Origin of the sequence: Enterobacter sp. RIT637, assembly GCF_019718755.1 — a bacterium.
GTDB lineage: Bacteria > Pseudomonadota > Gammaproteobacteria > Enterobacterales > Enterobacteriaceae > Enterobacter.
This window is the reverse complement of sequence record NZ_JAIHAZ010000001.1, coordinates 574,663-591,694: the sequence shown is the minus strand read 5'-3', so window position 1 is coordinate 591,694 and position 17,032 is coordinate 574,663. Positions and strand designations below refer to the sequence as shown.

Below are 17,032 nucleotides of genomic sequence, written 5' to 3'. Positions count from 1 at the left end.
TTTTAAGGGACGCTATTTATTTTTAAAGCGGGATGGCCGGTAACAGTGCGGGATTGCATTGCTCTGACCGTCGCATAATTCTTCACAGACCAGTCTGCCAATCGTCGCTGCGCACGTAACGGCTGGGTGCATCGAGGCGACGTAAACCGTTCTGCTCTCATTAGCAAAACCAAGAATGGGATACCCATCCTGAATAACAGGACGCTCTCCTGTTGAGTACTGGATGAGAGCAGCCGACTCTGCGCCCTTGAGCCTGCTTCTTACCGCGCGTTGTGCTGCCTCCGCCGTTTCTCTGACATTGCCGCTTGCCGGGTAATCTTCTGCGGCTAACAAATTCCCATTGTGCGCTTGCCTAACCTCAATATCATCACCGGAGAGGATCGTGTTGACCACGTTCCGGGAGGCCGCAAAGCGCAACAATATGGCCGGTGATGAGAGAACCGGAACATGAATATCCATCTGCTCAGTCAGGGTGGGAATACCTGTACCACAGGCCAGCACAACGCAATCTGCATGCAGTGTCCCCCGGGAGGTCAAGACGCCTGTCACCTTCCCCTCCGTCATGTAAAGCCCCGTAACGGTTGTTTGGGTATTTAGCACGACGCCCTTCTCACGGGCTTTGTCGAGCAATAATCGCGTTGCACTGACGGCATCAATAGCACCATCTTTTGCAGCATAGCGGGCCTCTGAGGGAGGATTGTTCAAAGCAGGTTCAAGACGGGCAATCTTAGCCTTGTGGAGGAGACGTTCGTCCTGCAGGCAGGACCCGGATGCTGCGCCGTAGGTTAACGAACCGCTCCATTTAATGTGAAGTTCTGGTATGTGTTCTTCCAGCCTGTGCCAGTCCGCAAGTGCGATGCGCCGGATAAACACGTCGGCCGCATCATCCTTCATCACACCGGTCAGCCAGCCAAACGCGCTGCCGGTCGCACCTGACGCAGGCATATTCTGTTCAACGAGGGTGACGTCAAATTCACGGTGGGCGAGATGCCATGCGATGGATACGCCAGTGATTCCAGCTCCTACAATGACAAACCTTTTTTTATATACCCATAAAAATTAAGCTATTGGCCGGTGTTGCCGATATTATTTCTTATGATTAAACAACGGGAAGTATGAATGAATAGTTTGTTATCGAGATCACTTTCAATTGTGTTTACAACTCTGCTACTGACGGCCTGCACAGGCGTTCGCGACAATTCTGTAAAGTCGTACACATACCACGCTGAACATAGCATCGCCTGGAATATCAGCAATGCATCGGGTATGGATCCTTTTAGCGATGCCCAGGTCAGCCACTCTCAAAGCGAAATGTTCAGCCGCACGGATTACGATTTTACTTTTCCGATATTGGAAAATGATAAATTAAATGAAGCGTCATTGCCTTTAACCCCGTTACTGCAGTATCGCCCAACGGGTATGGGCGTGGAAGAGTGGCAAACCGATGGAATTCTGGCGTGGATCCCTACTGAACTGGCCCCTACCCCCGAGGCGGCATCACTTGTGCTCTCAGATAAAATTGAATCTGCTGTGCTGGCGACATTAAAAGAATCTAAACGCAAACATGGCGATGTCCGTAAGGGAGAGGGATATAATAACTGGTTAGGAAAATACGTATTTCAGACCAATGAATCCCGCTATCTGGTCGTTAAATTTGCAGATAAAGATGCGGGATGTGAGCTTCCAAAAAATGGATATTATGATCCTGCAAGCCAGAATAGTCCGACCTGCGGCTTTTACACCAGCTTCCACGAAGCAGAAAAAATTGTTCGCACTCCTGACTTCATAGGTGCGAATGCGACCGGGAAAAGTTATCTCGTAAGGCACGATGGGTTAAATGGAAGTCACCTCAGCCCGGTTTTTATAAACAGCGCCGGGCAATCGGATGCAAAAAATCAGCGTATGAATTATGCCTTAATGCAACAAGTTAGCCGCCATCTTCCAGCGTGGGTAATTATCTACCTCTCGCCCAAAGAAGATAAGGGTTTACCTGCCGTTGTATTACAGCAAGGGAAAGTGCATTTTTTCTTTCGCGAAATATAAAGCTGATCGCATCAGCGGTTGATCTTAATGTCCGCTCCATGCCAGGAGCGGACGTTAAACCGGGAGGACTCAGGGCTTAATGCCCACACTTTGTTCAATCCGGGCATTGACTCTCCAGCCATTGACCGACGACTGGCCATAATTTCTCCGCACATCGCACACGAAAAAAGCCCATATGGCCAATGGACGAAAGTCCAAAATCTGCTCGCCGTATCTCGCGGCGTTCAATTTTTGCGTTTTGCACTGGTTCCAGCAACCGTGCAATAGCTTCAGGGTTAGCCCACGGATCGTCATCAAAACCCATTACCAGCACAGGTAACGTTATCTCACCGGCACGTTGACGTGCATCCCAGCCTGGATCGTCGTAGAAATAACCCGGCATTGCGCTCCAGCGCCCCCACTGACGCATCACCGGAGCCGGTAAATCCTCACCCAGCCCCAGGCGCCTTGCAGGCATGTAGCCGAAGATACGACAAAGCACCGGGGCCAGAACACGCAATAAGCACCAGACGCGTACTTTTTCTACCGTTCGTTTTATCGTACTCGTCACTCCGGCATGTGAAGCCACAATGACTGCGGCCTGCAAGGCTTGGGTGGCAGACGAAAGCAGAACGGCGTGACCTCCCACACTGTGCCCTACCGCCAGCAAACTAACGCCTGGGAAACGCTCTTTAGCCCATGCTGTTATGCATCCGACGTCCTGCTCGATCCAGTCTGACATTGAGACGTTGTAGTGACGGACCCTCCCGGACTTCGAAAGACCCGTGCCGCGGTAATCATAAGTGAGAACGCTGAATCCCCTGTTAAAAAGATACTCCGCAAATCCCTTATAGAATGCCTGCACAACTGCCGTTGCCGGGTGAATGATAACCATCGACTTGGCATTACTTCTCTCCCAAACCGTCGCTGCCAGAAAACCGCCTTGATTGACGGGTATAATTATCGAATTCATTTATTGAGCCTTCTCCGCGTGGTCATACCAGTGGATCTAAATTCAATTTAGTCTGTACTACCAAATCTGGCGATTTTTTCTTTTTTTTGAGCCTTATGTCCGCTTTTCGCTCATAACAGATCTAACGTTACCTAATCCCTCAATTCCCCCCCCAACGCCCCCAGCCATAAAACCTGGTAGCTATACAAACGCACCAGGCTGTTACGTTAATACGCCTTCCCCCTTCCCCGAGGAAACGCATATGACCACACATCCGCTACGCCAGATCATTGAATCCTGTGACCACGCCATCACCACCAAAAACTATGATGCCCTGATGGAGTATTACGCGGAAGACGCAGCTCTGGTGGTTAAACCCGGCATGACCGTGAAAGGCAAAGAGCACATCCGCAGCGCGTTTATTGCCATCTCGGATTATTTTCAGGATCAGCTGAGCGTCGAACAAGGCGAGATGCAGGTGATCGAAGGGGGTGGCAATGCGCTCGTTATCATGGAAACCGTACTGCGTTTTCCTGATGGTCAGGGAGGGATAACAGAAATGTCGCGTCGCGCGACCTATGTTTTTCGGCAGGAAAGCGACGGTCGCTGGCTTTGTACTATCGACAACTCCTACGGTACGTCGCTTCTGGATACAGGGAACTCATCACGTTAACTACATGGTTTCAAAGGGGCGCTGCCGCCCCTCCCCGTCAGCGTCCTTAATGCGCAGTAATGCGCGGCTCCTTCACAAACTCAGCCAACAGCCACACCATATCGTGCAGCAGGCCCGTAAGCTCTTTCGCTACGTGAGCGGGCAGCGTGCCCCCCATCACCGCCTGTGTCAGCGCCAGAACATAGTCCACCTGAGTCAGGGTGTCCTGCCAGCAGTCCGGCACGCAGGAGTTTAGTTTCTCCCCCATGATCAACTGTTCTATCAGATGGGGAGGAAGATCGACATCGCAGAGTTTACGCAGCCTGCGCAGGGCCTGAAGAAGACGCTCACACAGCGCAGTACGGCTCGTGGCATCATCGGTTTCGACCAGCACGCTCACCAGCGCGGCGCAGTTGTCGGCGACGTCAAATAGATCGGCATCAGCCGGAAGTGGTCGGGAGACAAGTTGCAGAATGACGTTTTCGTCAGATGGAAGATAAGTCAGGGTTGGGATAGTAGCCATCGTAGGGCATCCTCAGTGTGAAAATTGGGTCAACCACCCGATGAGTTCCTACGCTCGAGGGGGTAGCGCTGACAGAGGTAGGAATACCGCCCACAGAGAAAACGGCCAGCCTTGCGGCTGCTCCGTCAGCGCCACCGCAATTTTAACGAGATCGGCGCTGCCGCGACATATAAATATCGCTCTGTAGATGCGGGTTCCTACGCCCGATTGCGGATGTGCCGCAACGCAGGCACTTTACGACCGCGACTCGTTGAGGAAAAGACATAACACTTAATTTCATAAGGTTACTTTGCGGTTTGCGAGGTGCCTTCCAGAATGACATCGGTTGAGCGATTAACCCACAGCGACGAGCCGATTCTGAACGTGGCGATAGCGCTGGGCTTTGACTCCCAGCAGTCCTTCAACCGCAGCTTTAAGCGTCAGTAGGGTCAGGCGCCTGGGGCGTGGCGGCGGAGTATCGGTGGTCGTGAAGCGTTAACCGAACGTTTTTAGGGTCAACAAGCTTACCGCCTGCGGTGACATAGGCGCTATTCACCACTTCTCCACTTTCTTTGTCTGTTAAGGCAATATGCGGTGCGTCGTGCAGTATGTTTTTATGGCCCCACTCCATCAAAGAGAAAAGAATCGGCGCAAGGCTGCGGCTTTTGGCGGTGAGAACATACTCATACCGTTCACGCGCCCCTTCTTCCTGATAAGGAATTTTGCAAAGCAGGCCGAGTTCAGTCATTTTTTTTAACCGGTTCGCCAGCGTCTGCCGGGTGATTTTTGTATGATCCCGTATCGTTTCAAAGCGTGTTACCCCATAAAACGCCTCCCTCAGAATCAACAAAACCCATTGTTCGCCAAGAAGCTCAGCGGCCGCCGCTAGCCCACAAAGCTCAGGTAATAAGTACGGTAATGATTTATTTTTTGACATCTCTTCGTTTGCCTCGTAACCTGAGTATGATTTCAAGACTCAGTTATTTAAGGAGAATACAATGCCCTTCGTCAATGTGCAAACCATGAAAGGAATTATGAATTCGGAGCAAAAAAAAGAACTGCTACGTCGTATGACTGACCTTATTGTTGAAATTGAGGGAAACGGCGATCCTGAATTCCGGCGTTCAGTATGGATCCGTATTGACGAGCATGACCCGGAACAGTGGAGTCTTGGGGGAATACAGCCCACATCTGAAATGATTGCTGCAAAATTTGCCTCACCTCAGCGGTCCTGATTTATTTTTAGTCATGGTTCACCGGCGGGCAGTTTGAATGTCCGCTCTCCGGGTGTTATGCCGCCCTAAATTTTCAGCGTATCGATCACCACCCTCAGGGCAGGCGACACGTTACGGTGCGGATAATAGAGGTACAACCCGTCCATGCGCAGGCTATAGCGCTGCAACACCCGGATCAGCGTTCCGCGCTCCAGATCGTCAGCCACCAGCTCCACCGGGACATAGGCCAGCCCAAGTCCCAGCCGGGCGGCTTCGGCTTCCATGTAGCTGTCAGACAACGCCCATTGCCCCTCTGGCCGATGGGTGATTTTTTTCCCGTCCTGCACCAGCTCCCACTGGTAGTCACTACCGTCGGCAAACTGGTAGGCAATGCAGGTGTGCGCCACTAAATCCGCAGGTGTTTGGGGAAAACCGTAGCGTCTGAAATGTTCCGGGGCAGCCACTGCGGCCATTTCCATATCAGGCGTGATACGCACTGCAATCATTCCCTGCCCCACTTCCGGCCCCAGTCTGACACCCGCATCGAACCGCTCGGCGATAATGTCGACGAAGCGGCTTTCATTCATCAGCTCCAGCCTGATGTCCGGGTAACGCTGTTTAAAAATGGCAAGCTTTGGCAGCAGACATTTGTCGATAGCGTGCTGGCTGGCATTAATACGCACCGTGCCGGACGGCGTCTGACGATAGTGTGCCAGCGTGGCCAGGCCCGTATCGAGGGTATCGAATGCAGACTCAGCGGTCTGATAAAGCTGTTCCCCGGCGTGGGTGAGCGAGAGCTTACGCGTGGTGCGGACCAGAAGTTGTACGCCCAATCGCTCTTCCAGCTCACGAACCGAGCGGCTGATCCCGGATTGCGCCAGTCCAAGCCGCTGCGCAGCAGCCGTGAAGCTCCCCTCCCGTACCACCTGCATGAACAGGTACAGCTCATTATAGTTTTCCCGTTTCGCCATCACGCTCACCAATTTATAACAATATGATATGAATCCTAGCAGCTTTCGGCCTCTAATCAGCACTATTTCTGCTAACTATAATGACCTCCACACAACAACCCAGGGTCTATTTTCATGAAAACATTCATCCAAAAGCTGTCCGTTGCGATGCTGCTATGTGCATCATTAAGTGGAGTGACAACAATGAGTTATGCAGAAACCACCAACCCAAACGCACCTGTTTCGATGGTGACCACTTGGGATAAAACCTTCGCCGAAAGTGACAAAGTCGATCACCGTAAGGTGTCCTTCCAGAACCGGTACGGGATCACCCTGGTGGGTGATCTGTATCTTCCCAAAAACCGCGGCGACCGCAAGCTGGCAGCGATTGCGGTCAGCGGGCCGTTTGGCGCGGTCAAAGAGCAGTCCAGCGGCCTGTATGCGCAGACCCTGGCGGAAAATGGGTTTGTGACCCTGGCGTTCGATCCGTCCTATACGGGCGAAAGCGGTGGCCAGCCGCGCAACGTTGCGTCTCCGGATATCAACACCGAAGACTTCAGCGCGGCGGTGGATTTCCTGGGAATACAGAAAGAGGTTGATCGTAACCGAATTGGTATTCTCGGGATCTGCGGCTGGGGCGGTATGGCGCTGAATGCGGCCTCCATGGACACCCGCGTGAAAGCGGTCGCCACCAGTGTGATGTATGACATGAGCCGGGCGATGGGTCACGGCGTGGGCGACGGGAAAGATCGCTATTCAACGTCTGACCGCCGCGCCGTTCTGCAGTATCTGAACGAACAGCGCTGGAAAGATGCTGAGAGCGGCACCTTCGCGCACGGCGGTCATGACATTTATGTCGATGAGAACGGCAAGGTGACGGCGGCTGAACGTATTCTGCCAGAGACGCTGCCAGCAGACCCGCATCCGGTACTAAAGGAGTTCTATGACTACTACCGCATGCCGCGCGGCTTCCACGCGCGCTCCGTCAACTCCACCGGCGCGTGGACCGCGACCACGCCATTGTCCTTTATGAATATGCCGCTGCTGAGCTATGCCGGGGAAATAACTATCCCGACGCTTATCGTAACCGGTGAAAAGGCACATTCCCGCTACTTTGCAGAAGATGCGTTTAAAGCGGTCGGCAGCAAGCAGAAAGAACTGGTGATTGTTCCGGGCGCAAACCATGTCGATCTGTACGACAACGTTGCCGGGAAGATCCCGTTCGAGCAGTTTGAACAGTTCTTCAAAACCAGCCTGAAATAAACCTCTTCGCCGCCCGTGTTGAGCGGGCGGCCCTTCGCGAAAGATGACTATGTCCACTCTGAACCCTACCACCTCACAGAATGAGAAACGCGCGCACTGGGGCGGTATTTTTGCCATGACCCTGTGCGTATTTGTCCTGATTGCCTCGGAATTTATGCCCGTCAGCCTGCTCACGCCCCTTGCAAGAGATTTGGCCGTTACGGAGGGGCTCGCTGGCCAGGGGATCGCGATTTCCGGCGCGCTGGCGGTTCTGACCAGCCTCTTCCTTTCCCGGCTTGCCGGGAATATGAACCGCAAACACCTTCTGCTGGGCATGACAATCCTGATGGCGCTCTCGGGGATGATTATCGCTTTCGCCCCAAACTATCTGGTTTACATGACAGGCCGCGCGCTGATCGGTATCGCAATAGGTGGGTTCTGGTCCATGTCTGCCGCAACGGCCATTCGCCTCGTTCCGCAGCATCAGGTATCTCGCGCGCTGGCGATATTCAACGGGGGGAACGCGCTGGCTACGGTAGTCGCCGCCCCGCTCGGGAGCTATCTCGGCGCCACCATTGGCTGGCGCGGTGCCTTCCTGTGTCTGGTTCCCGTGGCGATAGTCGCGTTCATCTGGCAGTGTTTTAGCCTGCCGGATATGAAAGGGAATCAGCACGACACCGCGCGTGGAAGCGTTTTTCGTTTGTTCCGTCAGCGAGCGGTCTCTGTGGGTCTGCTGGCCTGCGGCCTGTTCTTTATGGGACAGTTTGCGCTGTTTACCTACGTGCGGCCGTATCTTGAAACCGTCACGCAGGTCAGCCCCTCCGGCTTATCGCTGATTTTACTCACCATCGGCGTCGCGGGTTTTGTTGGCACACTTTTTGTGGCTCTGCTTCTGAACGCGGCGTTTTATCTGACGTTAATCGCCATTCCTCTGCTGATGGCCGTCATAGCAGGCGTGTTGATATTGACCGGTCACAACGTGTGGATCGTTGCCCTGCTGTTAGGCTTCTGGGGGATGCTGGCCACTGCGGCACCCACGGGATGGTGGACATGGATTGCGCGAACGCTGCCGGAAGATGCTGAAGCCGGTGGCGGGTTAATGGTCGCGGTGATCCAGCTCGCCAATGCGCTCGGCTCAACGGCGGGCGGTATGGTGTTCGATCATAGCGGCTGGCAGAGCACGTTTGCATTGAGCGGAATATTGCTCCTGGGCGCGGTTGTATTAACGCTTCTGCTTTCGCGTTTTCACAAATCACTCGCCGGATGATTTGTTGACGCTTTTTTTCACCGCTGGTGTATGGTTTTTAAACGATTCATCACTCTGAAGAGAAGCGGCGACATGATTAACATCCTCGGCAAAACCACCTCCATCAACGTGCGTAAAGTGCTCTGGACCTGCGAAGAAGCGGGACTCGCGTATCAACAGGAAGATTACGGCACCGGTTTTGCCTCAACGGAAACGGATGCTTTCCGCGCCCTGAATCCCAACGCCATGGTGCCAGTGCTGATTGATGACGATTTCGTGCTGTGGGAGTCCAACGCCATCTGCCGTTATCTGGTGCGCAAGGCCGGACGTCACGATCTGCTTCCCGCAGAACCGCAAGCCTGCGCCAACGTTGAGCGCTGGATGGACTGGCAGGCAACCGAATTCAATAACGCCTGGCGCTATGTCTTCCCGGCGCTGGGGCGTAAAAACCCAGACTTTAACGACCCTGAGCGCATTGCGGCGGGAATAAAAGAGTGGAACCATTGCATCAGCATTCTGGAAAACCAGCTGCAGCGCACCGGTGCCTATGCGGCTGGCGAGACGTTTACCCTTGCGGACGTGGTGCTTGGGCTGTCGGTGAATCGCTGGAAGATGACGCCGTTTGATAAGCCCGACGTGCCGGCAATTGAGGCCTGGTTTGAACGTCTCAACCAGCGCCCGGCGTTTTTGCGTCACGGCAATAACGGCATGATATAAAGTATTTACGCCCCCATGTTGAGCAAGGATATTTTATTTAATTACTAAACCCTTAAACGCGTCAGAGGGAATAATAATTAAGCCATATCCTGGACAGCCCGTTGCACCGCTTTGCTAGCCTGACTATTCAGGCAACGCTCAACCTGGAGGTATTCTTGCTGATTAGACTCAAGAAAGAACGAACGCATAAGGAGGATCGCCGGCTTGCTCTCTGGCTGGCGACCTCGGCAGGTTTGCTGAATGCCATCGCCCTCGGGGCATTTGGTTTTTTCCCCTCACACATGACCGGCAACACCTCACAGTTATCCAGCGAAGTCTCTTCCACCGACCTGAGCGATATTATTTTCTTCGGCTCGATTATTCTCTCCTTTGTCGCAGGCGCCATTATTGCGCGCACGATCGTGATATGGGGCATTATCCATAACGTCAGGCTGATTTTTTGCCAGATCCTGTTTGTCGAGGGTATATTGCTGACCGGCGTCTCCTTCTACGAGATGTATTTTCATGCCCTCACCAGCAACCGCGAGATTATTCTTTTTCTGTGCGGCCTGATGGGCATTCATAATTCCACTTCCACGCAGTTGTCCAGCGGACGGGTAAGATCGACGCACATTACCGGGACGCTGACGGACGCGGGGATATCCCTGGCCTCCGTACTGGTGGCGATGCTGCGCAGGGATTACTCCAAAGATACGGCGGCGCAAAAAAGTCAGCTGAAAACTCACTTAACCACCCTTTGCTCGTTTATTACGGGCGGTATTGCGGGGCTGCTGCTGTTCAGATGGATTGGCTTTAACGCCATGCTGGCGCTCGGGTTGATGCTCGCCGTGGTCGCTATCGTTTCAATTATTACCGTCTCGGCGCGGGTCAGACGGGTGCGTGCCACTCTGTGAAGATAATGACCAGTATTCGGTGTAAGATCTCTTTAGATGTGACGTTGTCACATCTAAAAATTCGCTTTAGGACTATTCTGCCTGCCCCTCAATCAGCCCTTACGCCATAAGGCTTAACCCGAGGTTGTCACTGTTTTCATAGGGTTACTGATTTTCCCCCTTCGCTGGAACCCTTCCCAAACGCTTGCTATAGGTGAAATACCCCTGCCGAAACATGGCATAACAACAGGCAACCGGTGGTTGCTATAACGCATGCGCACAGGGAGACACACCGCAATGCACCCATTACTCAAACGTTCGCTGCTGTTTGTCGGCGCCATTATTGTGGTCCTCGCCCTCCTCGTCTGGGGTATCGGGCTTGAGACGATCAAGTCCCGACAGGTTGACCTGATTTATCTTGGGCAACAGCACATGATTCTGGTTTTCTCATCCATGTTTTTTGCCCTGCTGGTGGGTATTCCGGCCGGTATTCTGCTGAGCCGTCCGGCCGCGCGGGGTATCGCCGAATATGTGATGCAAATCTTCAACGTCGGCAACACGCTGCCGCCGCTGGCCGTTCTGGCGCTGGCGATGGTGGTGATTGGCATTGGCGATTCGCCCGCCATCATCGCCCTGTTCCTCGCCTCGCTGCTGCCGATCGTGCGCAATACCTACGCCGGGCTGTGCTCGGTCCCGCCGTCGTTGCTGGAGGCGGCAAACGGCATCGGGATGACCAAATGGCAGCGCCTGCGTCAGGTTGAGCTGCCAGCTGCCTGGCCGGTCATGCTCTCGGGTATCCGCATCGCCACCGCCATTAACGTCGGTACCGCGCCGCTGGCGTTCCTGATTGGCGCCAGCAGCTACGGCGAGCTGATTTTCCCCGGTATTTACCTGAATGATTTCCCGACCCTGATCCTCGGCGCGGCGGCCACCGCCCTGTTCGCCCTGATCCTCGATACCCTGCTGGCGGCGCTGGGTCGCGCGATGAGTCCCCATCTCGCTCGATAACAATAACAAGGAGCTTTTATGAGACTGTTTTCCGGCCTGACGGCGCTGTGTGCCGCGGCGCTGTTCACCAGCCAGGCGATGGCGGCCCCGCTGATTCTGGCGACCAAGAGCTTTACCGAGCAGCACATTCTCTCAGCGATGACCGTGCAGTACCTGCAAAAGAAAGGTTTTCAGGTCCAGCCGCAAACCAACATTGCCACGGTGATCTCCCGCAACGCGATGATCAACAAGCAGATTGACATGACCTGGGAGTACACCGGCACGTCGCTGATCATCTTTAACCACATCAACAAACGCATGTCGCCGCAGGAGTCTTACGAGACGGTGAAACGCCTGGACGCGAAGCACGGTCTGATCTGGCTCAAACCCGCCGACATGAACAACACCTACGCTTTCGCCATGCAGCGCAAGCGCGCCGAGGCGGAACATATCAACACCATGTCGGAGATGGTGGCGAAGATTGAGCAGGTCCGTAAAACCAATCCGGACAAAAACTGGCTGCTGGGCTTGGACCTGGAGTTTGCCGGGCGCAGCGACGGCATGACGCCGCTTCAGGCGGCCTACAAGATGGATCTGGACCGCCCGCAAATCCGCCAGATGGACCCCGGTCTGGTCTATAACGCGGTGCGCGACGGCTTCGTTGACGCCGGTCTGATTTACACCACCGACGGGCGCGTGAAAGGCTTCGACCTCAAGGTGCTGGAAGATGATAAAGGCTTCTTCCCGAGCTACGCGGTGACGCCGGTGGTGCGTAAGGACACGCTGGAGGCCAACCCCGGTCTGGAAGAGGCGCTCAACACCCTCTCGGCCCAGCTCAACAACGACGTTATCACCGAGCTGAACAAGAGGGTGGATATCGACCATCAGTCACCGCAGCAGGTCGCCCGCGATTTCCTGCGTAGCAAACAGCTGCTTTAGGAGGCGCTATGGAGACGATTCACTACATTCTGGACAACTGGGATTACCTCTTGACCCTGACGCTGCAGCATCTTTGGCTGGTGGCGCTGGCCGTAGGCTTAGCCATCATCATCGGCGTACCGCTGGGCATTCTGATTGTCCGCCACAAGTGGCTGGCAACGCCGGTGCTGGGAATAGCCACCATCGTGCTGACCATTCCGTCTATCGCCCTGTTTGGCCTGATGATCCCGCTGTTTTCGCTGATCGGTCAGGGTATCGGTGCCCTGCCCGCGATCACGGCGGTGTTTCTCTACTCGCTGCTGCCGATTGTGCGTAACACCCATACCGCGCTCGACAGCCTGCCGCCGGGCCTGCGCGAAGCCGGACGCGGCATTGGCATGACCTTCTGGCAGCGCCTGCGCTGGGTCGAGATCCCGATGGCGCTGCCGGTGATTTTCGGCGGTATCCGCACCGCCGTGGTGATGAACATCGGCGTGATGGCAATTGCCGCCGTGATCGGCGCGGGCGGCCTGGGCCTGCTGCTGCTCAACGGCATCGGCGGAAGCGATATTCGCATGTTGATTGCGGGCGCGCTGATGATTTGTCTTTTAGCGATTGTGCTCGACTGGCTGCTGCACCGTTTGCAGGTGGTTCTGACTCCAAAGGGGATTCGATAATGATAAAACTGGAAAACCTCACCAAACAATTTTCACAGAAGCACGGCCAGACCTTTAAGGCCGTCGACAACGTCAACCTGAACGTGCCCGAAGGGGAAATGTGCGTCCTGCTCGGCCCGTCCGGCTGCGGGAAAACCACCACCCTGAAGATGATTAACCGCCTCATTACCCCTAGCAGCGGGACGATCCTGATCAACGGTGAAGACACCAGCGGGATGGACACCGTCACCCTGCGCCGCAACATTGGCTACGTGATCCAGCAGATTGGCCTGTTCCCGAACATGACCATCGAAGAGAACATCACCGTCGTGCCGCGCATGCTGGGCTGGGATAAAGCGCGCTGCAAAACCCGCGCCGAAGAGCTGATGGATATGGTGGCGATGGATCCGCATAAGTTCCTCAACCGCTACCCGCGCGAAATGTCCGGCGGCCAGCAGCAGCGTATCGGCGTGATCCGCGCCCTGGCGGCGGATCCTCCGGTACTGCTGATGGATGAACCCTTCGGCGCGGTGGACCCGATCAACCGCGAGGTGATCCAGAACCAGTTCCTGGAGATGCAGCGCAAGCTGAAAAAAACCGTCATGCTGGTGAGCCACGATATCGACGAAGCCCTGAAGCTGGGCGACCGTATTGCGGTGTTCCGTCAGGGGAAAATCGTGCAGTGCGCCAGCCCGGATGAACTGCTGGCGAAACCGGCGAATGAGTTTGTCGGCTCGTTTGTCGGTCAGGACCGCACGCTGAAGCGTCTGCTGCTGGTATCGGCGGGCGACGTGACCGACCAGCAGCCGACCATTACGGTGCGGGGCTCTACTCCGCTTCCCGACGCCTTTGCGACCATGGATGATAACGACATTCGTGCCGTGACAGTGGTCGACGAACACGGCAAACCGCTGGGCTTTGTGAAGCGTCGCGAGGCGCGTAACGCCAGCGGTACCTGCGCCGACATCCTGCATCCGTTCCGCATGACCGGCAAGGCGGAAGACAACCTGCGCGTGGTGCTTTCACGTCTGTATGAGAGTAATACCAGTTGGATGCCGATCGTGGATGAGGACGGGCGCTACAACGGCGAGATTTCGCAGGACTATATTGCCGAGTACCTGAGTTCAGGGCGTACGCGCCGGGCGCTGAATATTCATAGTGAGAGCTGAGTATCATATTTTAATACAGACCAGAAGAGCCCCTTGCGGGCTGATGGTTCCCCATAAATAAAGACAGGAATCGATGGTTCCAGGCGAACAGCGAGAAATCACGCAGGGTGGTGTCATATCTGATATTGAGTGACCATATCATCCGGCAGTCGCAGGGGCTACTGTCGGGGATGAACCCCGACAGGGTCTACGCCGATATGGCGATGGCCTATCAAAACATCTTCTGGTGTATTGATGATGTTTCCGGGGATCCCTCAGCCCTTCCGGGGCTTGATGCTCAAGATTCTTTAAAGCCTGGTTTACCATTGGCTTTACGCCACTCTTTGACCTCTTTGACAATTCCTTGAGGGCTATCCTCTTTCCCATCCTCTGGATAGAAGATCAATTCTGAGCCTGATGGATGCTCGGTAAGGCGTCTGAATTCCCTTACCCTGCGATTGTCGTCTTATTCTGTTGGACCTTCTGCGTTATAAATTTTGCGAACTAACTCTAAAAATTATTGTTCCGTATAATCACAAAGGCTTTTCTTCTCACTCATCTTTTTTTCCACCTCCGGAAATTCGCTGCAAGAAATGCCCACAAAAAAACTTTCTGGGCTTATGTTGAGTTCACCAGCGAATTTCAGAAGTGAGAATAAAAGCGACTTCTTTCACCATCTCGTCAAGATCGTAATTAATCTGCATTGTGATAGGCGTATGAAAATCTTCAACGGTGTACTTTTCAACCCAACCGAAAGAACGATTCATTATGGTTTTGGGGGCAACCGTGCCTTCAGGCTCACCAAACGCCTGATGAATCCAGATGCGAGACATATTTTGCTGCAACGGTGTAGGAAGTTCATTCGGGAAGACCCATCCCTTTACCTCATCACGCTGAATAGACAACGTAATTTCTTTCAGTATCCTCCCTTCTCGATTAAAAGCTAAAGAAACACCTTCGTTCGCCATTTGTAAAAGTAACACGGGGTCACCTGCTGCCCCTTTAAGGTCGCTTTTGTAAGTGATTATTTCATTTTCAACTAACTCTTTATAGCTCCTGCCCAGATTACGGATCAGTGCTTCTACATTTACTGTCATTCGTATAACCCCATATTACGATTCAATTGGTGAATTTTAGCCCTTGCAGCTTCAATCTGACTTTCCGTTGCCCCATGCTTTTTTAATGCTGGCTTTATAGCATCCAGATTGCGATCTACTGCTGCCCGCAAGTTCTGCGAGTCTAAGTCAATTTGTGCAGGGGTATTACGCCCGCCATAAGTCTCACTGATTTTCTGATGCATATTTTTAGGAACGACGATAGCCGCTACCAGTAATGAAAGTTCCTGAATTTCCGTTTCTTTTAAATGCGGGTATTTCCTGCGGAGATAAGTTTTAACAGCCGCAGCAGACGGCATGTGATCAGCCTCATATACCCCCTGCCGCGAACGGCGTTTAAAGTCACTGTATAGCTCGACTTCCAGAAACTCCACCGGCGGTTTGCTCAGGTAGATATATATTGGCGGCAGGTCAGGGAACGGCAGGATCAGAATGTAATCCGCGAAACTCTTTTCCTCCGGGGCCGGACTGGTGGTCGCCGATATGCCGGTATTATCCGGCAATGGGTCAACAATCACCGGGTTCGGCAGCACAGGCCGCGTCGGGTTGCCGGTATTCCACGGCGTTTTCTCGTCTGTCCGGTCAGGCGTCCACACGATGGTGATGCGCGGTTCTTCCTCCGTGGTGAAGGTGTATGCCTGCGCCCTGCTGTCGTACTCCATTTTTCTGACGCGAACACTGTCCCGGCCTGGCGGCGTGTGCCAGCCATGCGGCACCGGGTTCCCCCTGCTGTCGTTCTCCCACGTATAGCGAACACGGCTCGGGGCTTCACGCATCTGCGCCAGGCGCATACGGTCAATAAAATCCTGTTCGCCGTCGTTCAGCCTGCCGGGCATCATACCCACCAGCAGTCCGGCCACGGGAGCACCCGCTCCGGCGGCAGCTATCTCACCCAGCCCGGCGGCACCGCGTACCGCCCAGGTGCCGTATGTCAGCGCCCTGCCGCTTATCAGCTCCAGCAGGCTTGCGCCTGCCGTGGCCGTCTGTGCGCGTGAAGCGGCAGCCGCGGCAGCAACGGCGGCCTGATAATCCATCTCCTCATGGTTGCCGTTCCACCAGCGATAAAGGGCGCTGCGCTTCTTCGGTTTGGAGATATCATCTGGCTTTTTCTTTCTTGCGATTTGGGCGTGCTGCGGGGCATCTGAATCGGTTGCGGGGTCGCTGACGGGCATGGCCTGAAAAAATGCCATATCAGCAAAATGGGTGTGGGGTTCGCGCTGGCCACCGGCATCATTGCAGCCTTCACCGCGAAGGCAGGATTTTGCAAATACCCGGTTACGCTCCCTTTCCTCCTCTCTGCGTTTTTCCTCCCTCTCCTGCTCTGCCCTGCGTTCGGCCAGCACCGCGGCGTGCTTTTCCCTGGCATTTTTTTCCGGTGATGGCCCACTACTCAACCAGTCCCCTACTGGCGCGATGATGAAATTTGTTCCCGGCGGGCATCCACACATGACGTTAGAGCGATCGACTGCGGCGGCAACACCATAGAATTTTACACGGGGTTCACCATCGAGAATGGTTCCGGGCTTTCCGCATTTTTTACAGGGTGTGGTTTTATCACCAACCCTGATAACCCCTCGCCCGTGTTCGGTGCAGTTCGGCAGGGTACTAATACAGGTGGCTCCGGTAGACGTTTTATCCCCTGCCAGCGCCTGCCCCCGGCCATAATTATCGGTACGGTATCCCAAGCGTTACTCTCCGGTAATTAGCGAATTGATTACTCATAAATAAATCCCTTTCCCTTCCCGTTAATTAAAAATGCAATTCTACTATGAATACGACTTAACCAGATTTATTCAGCACTTTTGGTTAATATTTAACAATCAAATAAATCATCAATAA

Annotated in this window: 18 protein-coding genes and 3 pseudogenes; 13 read left to right on the top strand and 8 right to left on the bottom strand. The window is 54.1% G+C overall.

The window, feature by feature from the left end:
* Positions 1–12: 12 nt before the first annotated feature.
* Positions 13–1,029, bottom strand: a complete 1,017-nt coding sequence (locus tag K5E19_RS02890; protein WP_221550026.1) for an FAD-binding oxidoreductase — start codon at positions 1,027–1,029, stop codon at positions 13–15.
* Positions 1,030–1,119: 90 nt separating this feature from the next.
* Between K5E19_RS02890 and K5E19_RS02885 the strand changes: the two genes are divergently transcribed.
* The gene (locus tag K5E19_RS02885) at positions 1,120–2,043 is read left to right on the top strand and encodes a hypothetical protein (RefSeq protein ID WP_221549885.1); all 924 of its coding nucleotides are present in this window, start codon (positions 1,120–1,122) and stop codon (positions 2,041–2,043) included.
* 94 nt (positions 2,044–2,137) lie between these two features.
* Here the strand turns inward: K5E19_RS02885 and K5E19_RS02880 are convergent, their stop codons facing one another.
* Complete coding sequence (locus K5E19_RS02880; RefSeq protein ID WP_221549884.1) at positions 2,138–2,995, bottom strand: alpha/beta fold hydrolase; 858 nt, start codon at positions 2,993–2,995, stop codon at positions 2,138–2,140.
* A gap of 241 nt (positions 2,996–3,236) precedes the next feature.
* On the opposite strand from K5E19_RS02880, the gene K5E19_RS02875 reads away from it, so the two are divergent.
* Positions 3,237–3,647 (top strand): SgcJ/EcaC family oxidoreductase, encoded by a 411-nt coding sequence (locus K5E19_RS02875; RefSeq protein ID WP_221549883.1) that lies wholly within the window; start codon positions 3,237–3,239, stop codon positions 3,645–3,647.
* Positions 3,648–3,693: 46 nt separating this feature from the next.
* Here the strand turns inward: K5E19_RS02875 and K5E19_RS02870 are convergent, their stop codons facing one another.
* Entirely contained in the window at positions 3,694–4,149 is a 456-nt protein-coding gene (locus K5E19_RS02870) for a hypothetical protein (protein ID WP_221549882.1), read from the bottom strand.
* A 321-nt stretch (positions 4,150–4,470) separates the two neighbouring features.
* Between K5E19_RS02870 and K5E19_RS02865 the strand changes: the two are divergent.
* Positions 4,471–4,575 (top strand): annotated as a pseudogene (locus K5E19_RS02865) (AraC family transcriptional regulator); the annotation flags it as partial.
* Here the strand turns inward: K5E19_RS02865 and K5E19_RS02860 are convergent.
* Complete coding sequence (locus tag K5E19_RS02860; RefSeq protein ID WP_221549881.1) at positions 4,562–5,065, bottom strand: helix-turn-helix domain-containing protein; 504 nt, start codon at positions 5,063–5,065, stop codon at positions 4,562–4,564. The pseudogene K5E19_RS02865 and the gene K5E19_RS02860 sit on opposite strands and share 14 nt — an antisense overlap.
* A 61-nt stretch (positions 5,066–5,126) precedes the next feature.
* Between K5E19_RS02860 and K5E19_RS02855 the strand changes: the two genes are divergently transcribed.
* The gene (locus tag K5E19_RS02855) at positions 5,127–5,363 is read left to right on the top strand and encodes a tautomerase family protein (RefSeq protein ID WP_221549880.1); all 237 of its coding nucleotides are present in this window, start codon (positions 5,127–5,129) and stop codon (positions 5,361–5,363) included.
* Between the two features lie 65 nt (positions 5,364–5,428).
* Here K5E19_RS02855 and K5E19_RS02850 read toward each other — a convergent pair whose 3' ends face one another.
* Positions 5,429–6,313: a LysR family transcriptional regulator gene (locus tag K5E19_RS02850; protein WP_221549879.1), complete on the bottom strand. Its 885-nt coding sequence runs from the start codon at positions 6,311–6,313 to the stop codon at positions 5,429–5,431.
* Positions 6,314–6,427: 114 nt separating this feature from the next.
* Here K5E19_RS02850 and K5E19_RS02845 point away from each other — a divergent pair, with 114 nt between their 5' ends.
* The 9 genes and pseudogenes from K5E19_RS02845 to K5E19_RS02805 all read left to right on the top strand — a co-directional run.
* A complete protein-coding gene (locus K5E19_RS02845) occupies positions 6,428–7,555 on the top strand; it encodes an alpha/beta hydrolase (protein WP_221549878.1) in 1,128 nt (375 codons plus the stop codon).
* 49 nt (positions 7,556–7,604) lie between these two features.
* Positions 7,605–8,801 (top strand): MFS transporter, encoded by a 1,197-nt coding sequence (locus K5E19_RS02840; protein ID WP_221549877.1) that lies wholly within the window; start codon positions 7,605–7,607, stop codon positions 8,799–8,801.
* Positions 8,802–8,873: 72 nt separating this feature from the next.
* Positions 8,874–9,497, top strand: a complete 624-nt coding sequence (locus tag K5E19_RS02835; protein WP_221549876.1) for a glutathione S-transferase family protein — start codon at positions 8,874–8,876, stop codon at positions 9,495–9,497.
* A gap of 155 nt (positions 9,498–9,652) precedes the next feature.
* The gene (locus K5E19_RS02830) at positions 9,653–10,390 is read left to right on the top strand and encodes a YoaK family protein (protein ID WP_221549875.1); all 738 of its coding nucleotides are present in this window, start codon (positions 9,653–9,655) and stop codon (positions 10,388–10,390) included.
* Positions 10,391–10,666: 276 nt separating this feature from the next.
* A complete protein-coding gene (osmY, locus tag K5E19_RS02825) occupies positions 10,667–11,377 on the top strand; it encodes an osmoprotectant ABC transporter permease OsmY (RefSeq protein WP_221549874.1) in 711 nt (236 codons plus the stop codon).
* A gap of 18 nt (positions 11,378–11,395) precedes the next feature.
* Positions 11,396–12,295 carry an osmoprotectant ABC transporter substrate-binding protein OsmX gene (gene osmX, locus K5E19_RS02820; RefSeq protein WP_221549873.1) on the top strand — a complete coding sequence of 300 codons (900 nt, stop codon included), beginning with the start codon at positions 11,396–11,398 and terminating at the stop codon, positions 12,293–12,295.
* 8 nt (positions 12,296–12,303) lie between these two features.
* A complete protein-coding gene (osmW, locus tag K5E19_RS02815; RefSeq protein ID WP_006808875.1) occupies positions 12,304–12,951 on the top strand; it encodes an osmoprotectant ABC transporter permease OsmW in 648 nt (215 codons plus the stop codon).
* Entirely contained in the window at positions 12,951–14,099 is a 1,149-nt protein-coding gene (gene osmV, locus K5E19_RS02810; protein WP_221549872.1) for an osmoprotectant ABC transporter ATP-binding protein OsmV, read from the top strand. Before osmW ends, osmV begins: the two co-directional genes overlap by 1 nt.
* A gap of 56 nt (positions 14,100–14,155) precedes the next feature.
* Positions 14,156–14,320: pseudogene (locus K5E19_RS02805) on the top strand (IS4 family transposase); the annotation flags it as partial.
* Positions 14,321–14,376: 56 nt separating this feature from the next.
* Here K5E19_RS02805 and K5E19_RS02800 read toward each other — a convergent pair.
* From K5E19_RS02800 to K5E19_RS02790, 3 genes and pseudogenes are all read right to left on the bottom strand, one after another.
* Positions 14,377–14,574: pseudogene (locus K5E19_RS02800) on the bottom strand (bacteriocin immunity protein).
* A 133-nt stretch (positions 14,575–14,707) separates the two neighbouring features.
* Positions 14,708–15,175, bottom strand: a complete 468-nt coding sequence (locus K5E19_RS02795; RefSeq protein WP_221549871.1) for a DUF6392 family protein — start codon at positions 15,173–15,175, stop codon at positions 14,708–14,710.
* Positions 15,172–16,878 (bottom strand): S-type pyocin domain-containing protein, encoded by a 1,707-nt coding sequence (locus tag K5E19_RS02790; RefSeq protein ID WP_221549870.1) that lies wholly within the window; start codon positions 16,876–16,878, stop codon positions 15,172–15,174. Before K5E19_RS02790 ends, K5E19_RS02795 begins: the two co-directional genes overlap by 4 nt.
* Positions 16,879–17,032: the final 154 nt, after the last annotated feature.

Excerpts from the sequence above, each read along its gene's own strand:
- K5E19_RS02795 (WP_221549871.1), bottom strand. The coding sequence starts at position 15,175 with ATGACAGTAAATGTAGAAGCACTGATCCGTAATCTGGGCAGGAGCTAT.
- K5E19_RS02860 (WP_221549881.1), bottom strand. The coding sequence starts at position 5,065 with ATGTCAAAAAATAAATCATTACCGTACTTATTACCTGAGCTTTGTGGG.
- K5E19_RS02885 (WP_221549885.1), top strand. The coding sequence starts at position 1,120 with ATGAATAGTTTGTTATCGAGATCACTTTCAATTGTGTTTACAACTCTG.
- K5E19_RS02875 (WP_221549883.1), top strand. The coding sequence starts at position 3,237 with ATGACCACACATCCGCTACGCCAGATCATTGAATCCTGTGACCACGCC.
- K5E19_RS02880 (WP_221549884.1), bottom strand. The coding sequence starts at position 2,995 with ATGAATTCGATAATTATACCCGTCAATCAAGGCGGTTTTCTGGCAGCG.
- osmV (WP_221549872.1), top strand. The coding sequence starts at position 12,951 with ATGATAAAACTGGAAAACCTCACCAAACAATTTTCACAGAAGCACGGC.
- K5E19_RS02845 (WP_221549878.1), top strand. The coding sequence starts at position 6,428 with ATGAAAACATTCATCCAAAAGCTGTCCGTTGCGATGCTGCTATGTGCA.
- K5E19_RS02835 (WP_221549876.1), top strand. The coding sequence starts at position 8,874 with ATGATTAACATCCTCGGCAAAACCACCTCCATCAACGTGCGTAAAGTG.
- K5E19_RS02840 (WP_221549877.1), top strand. The coding sequence starts at position 7,605 with ATGTCCACTCTGAACCCTACCACCTCACAGAATGAGAAACGCGCGCAC.
- K5E19_RS02850 (WP_221549879.1), bottom strand. The coding sequence starts at position 6,313 with ATGGCGAAACGGGAAAACTATAATGAGCTGTACCTGTTCATGCAGGTG.
- osmX (WP_221549873.1), top strand. The coding sequence starts at position 11,396 with ATGAGACTGTTTTCCGGCCTGACGGCGCTGTGTGCCGCGGCGCTGTTC.
- K5E19_RS02855 (WP_221549880.1), top strand. The coding sequence starts at position 5,127 with ATGCCCTTCGTCAATGTGCAAACCATGAAAGGAATTATGAATTCGGAG.
- osmW (WP_006808875.1), top strand. The coding sequence starts at position 12,304 with ATGGAGACGATTCACTACATTCTGGACAACTGGGATTACCTCTTGACC.
- K5E19_RS02870 (WP_221549882.1), bottom strand. The coding sequence starts at position 4,149 with ATGGCTACTATCCCAACCCTGACTTATCTTCCATCTGACGAAAACGTC.
- osmY (WP_221549874.1), top strand. The coding sequence starts at position 10,667 with ATGCACCCATTACTCAAACGTTCGCTGCTGTTTGTCGGCGCCATTATT.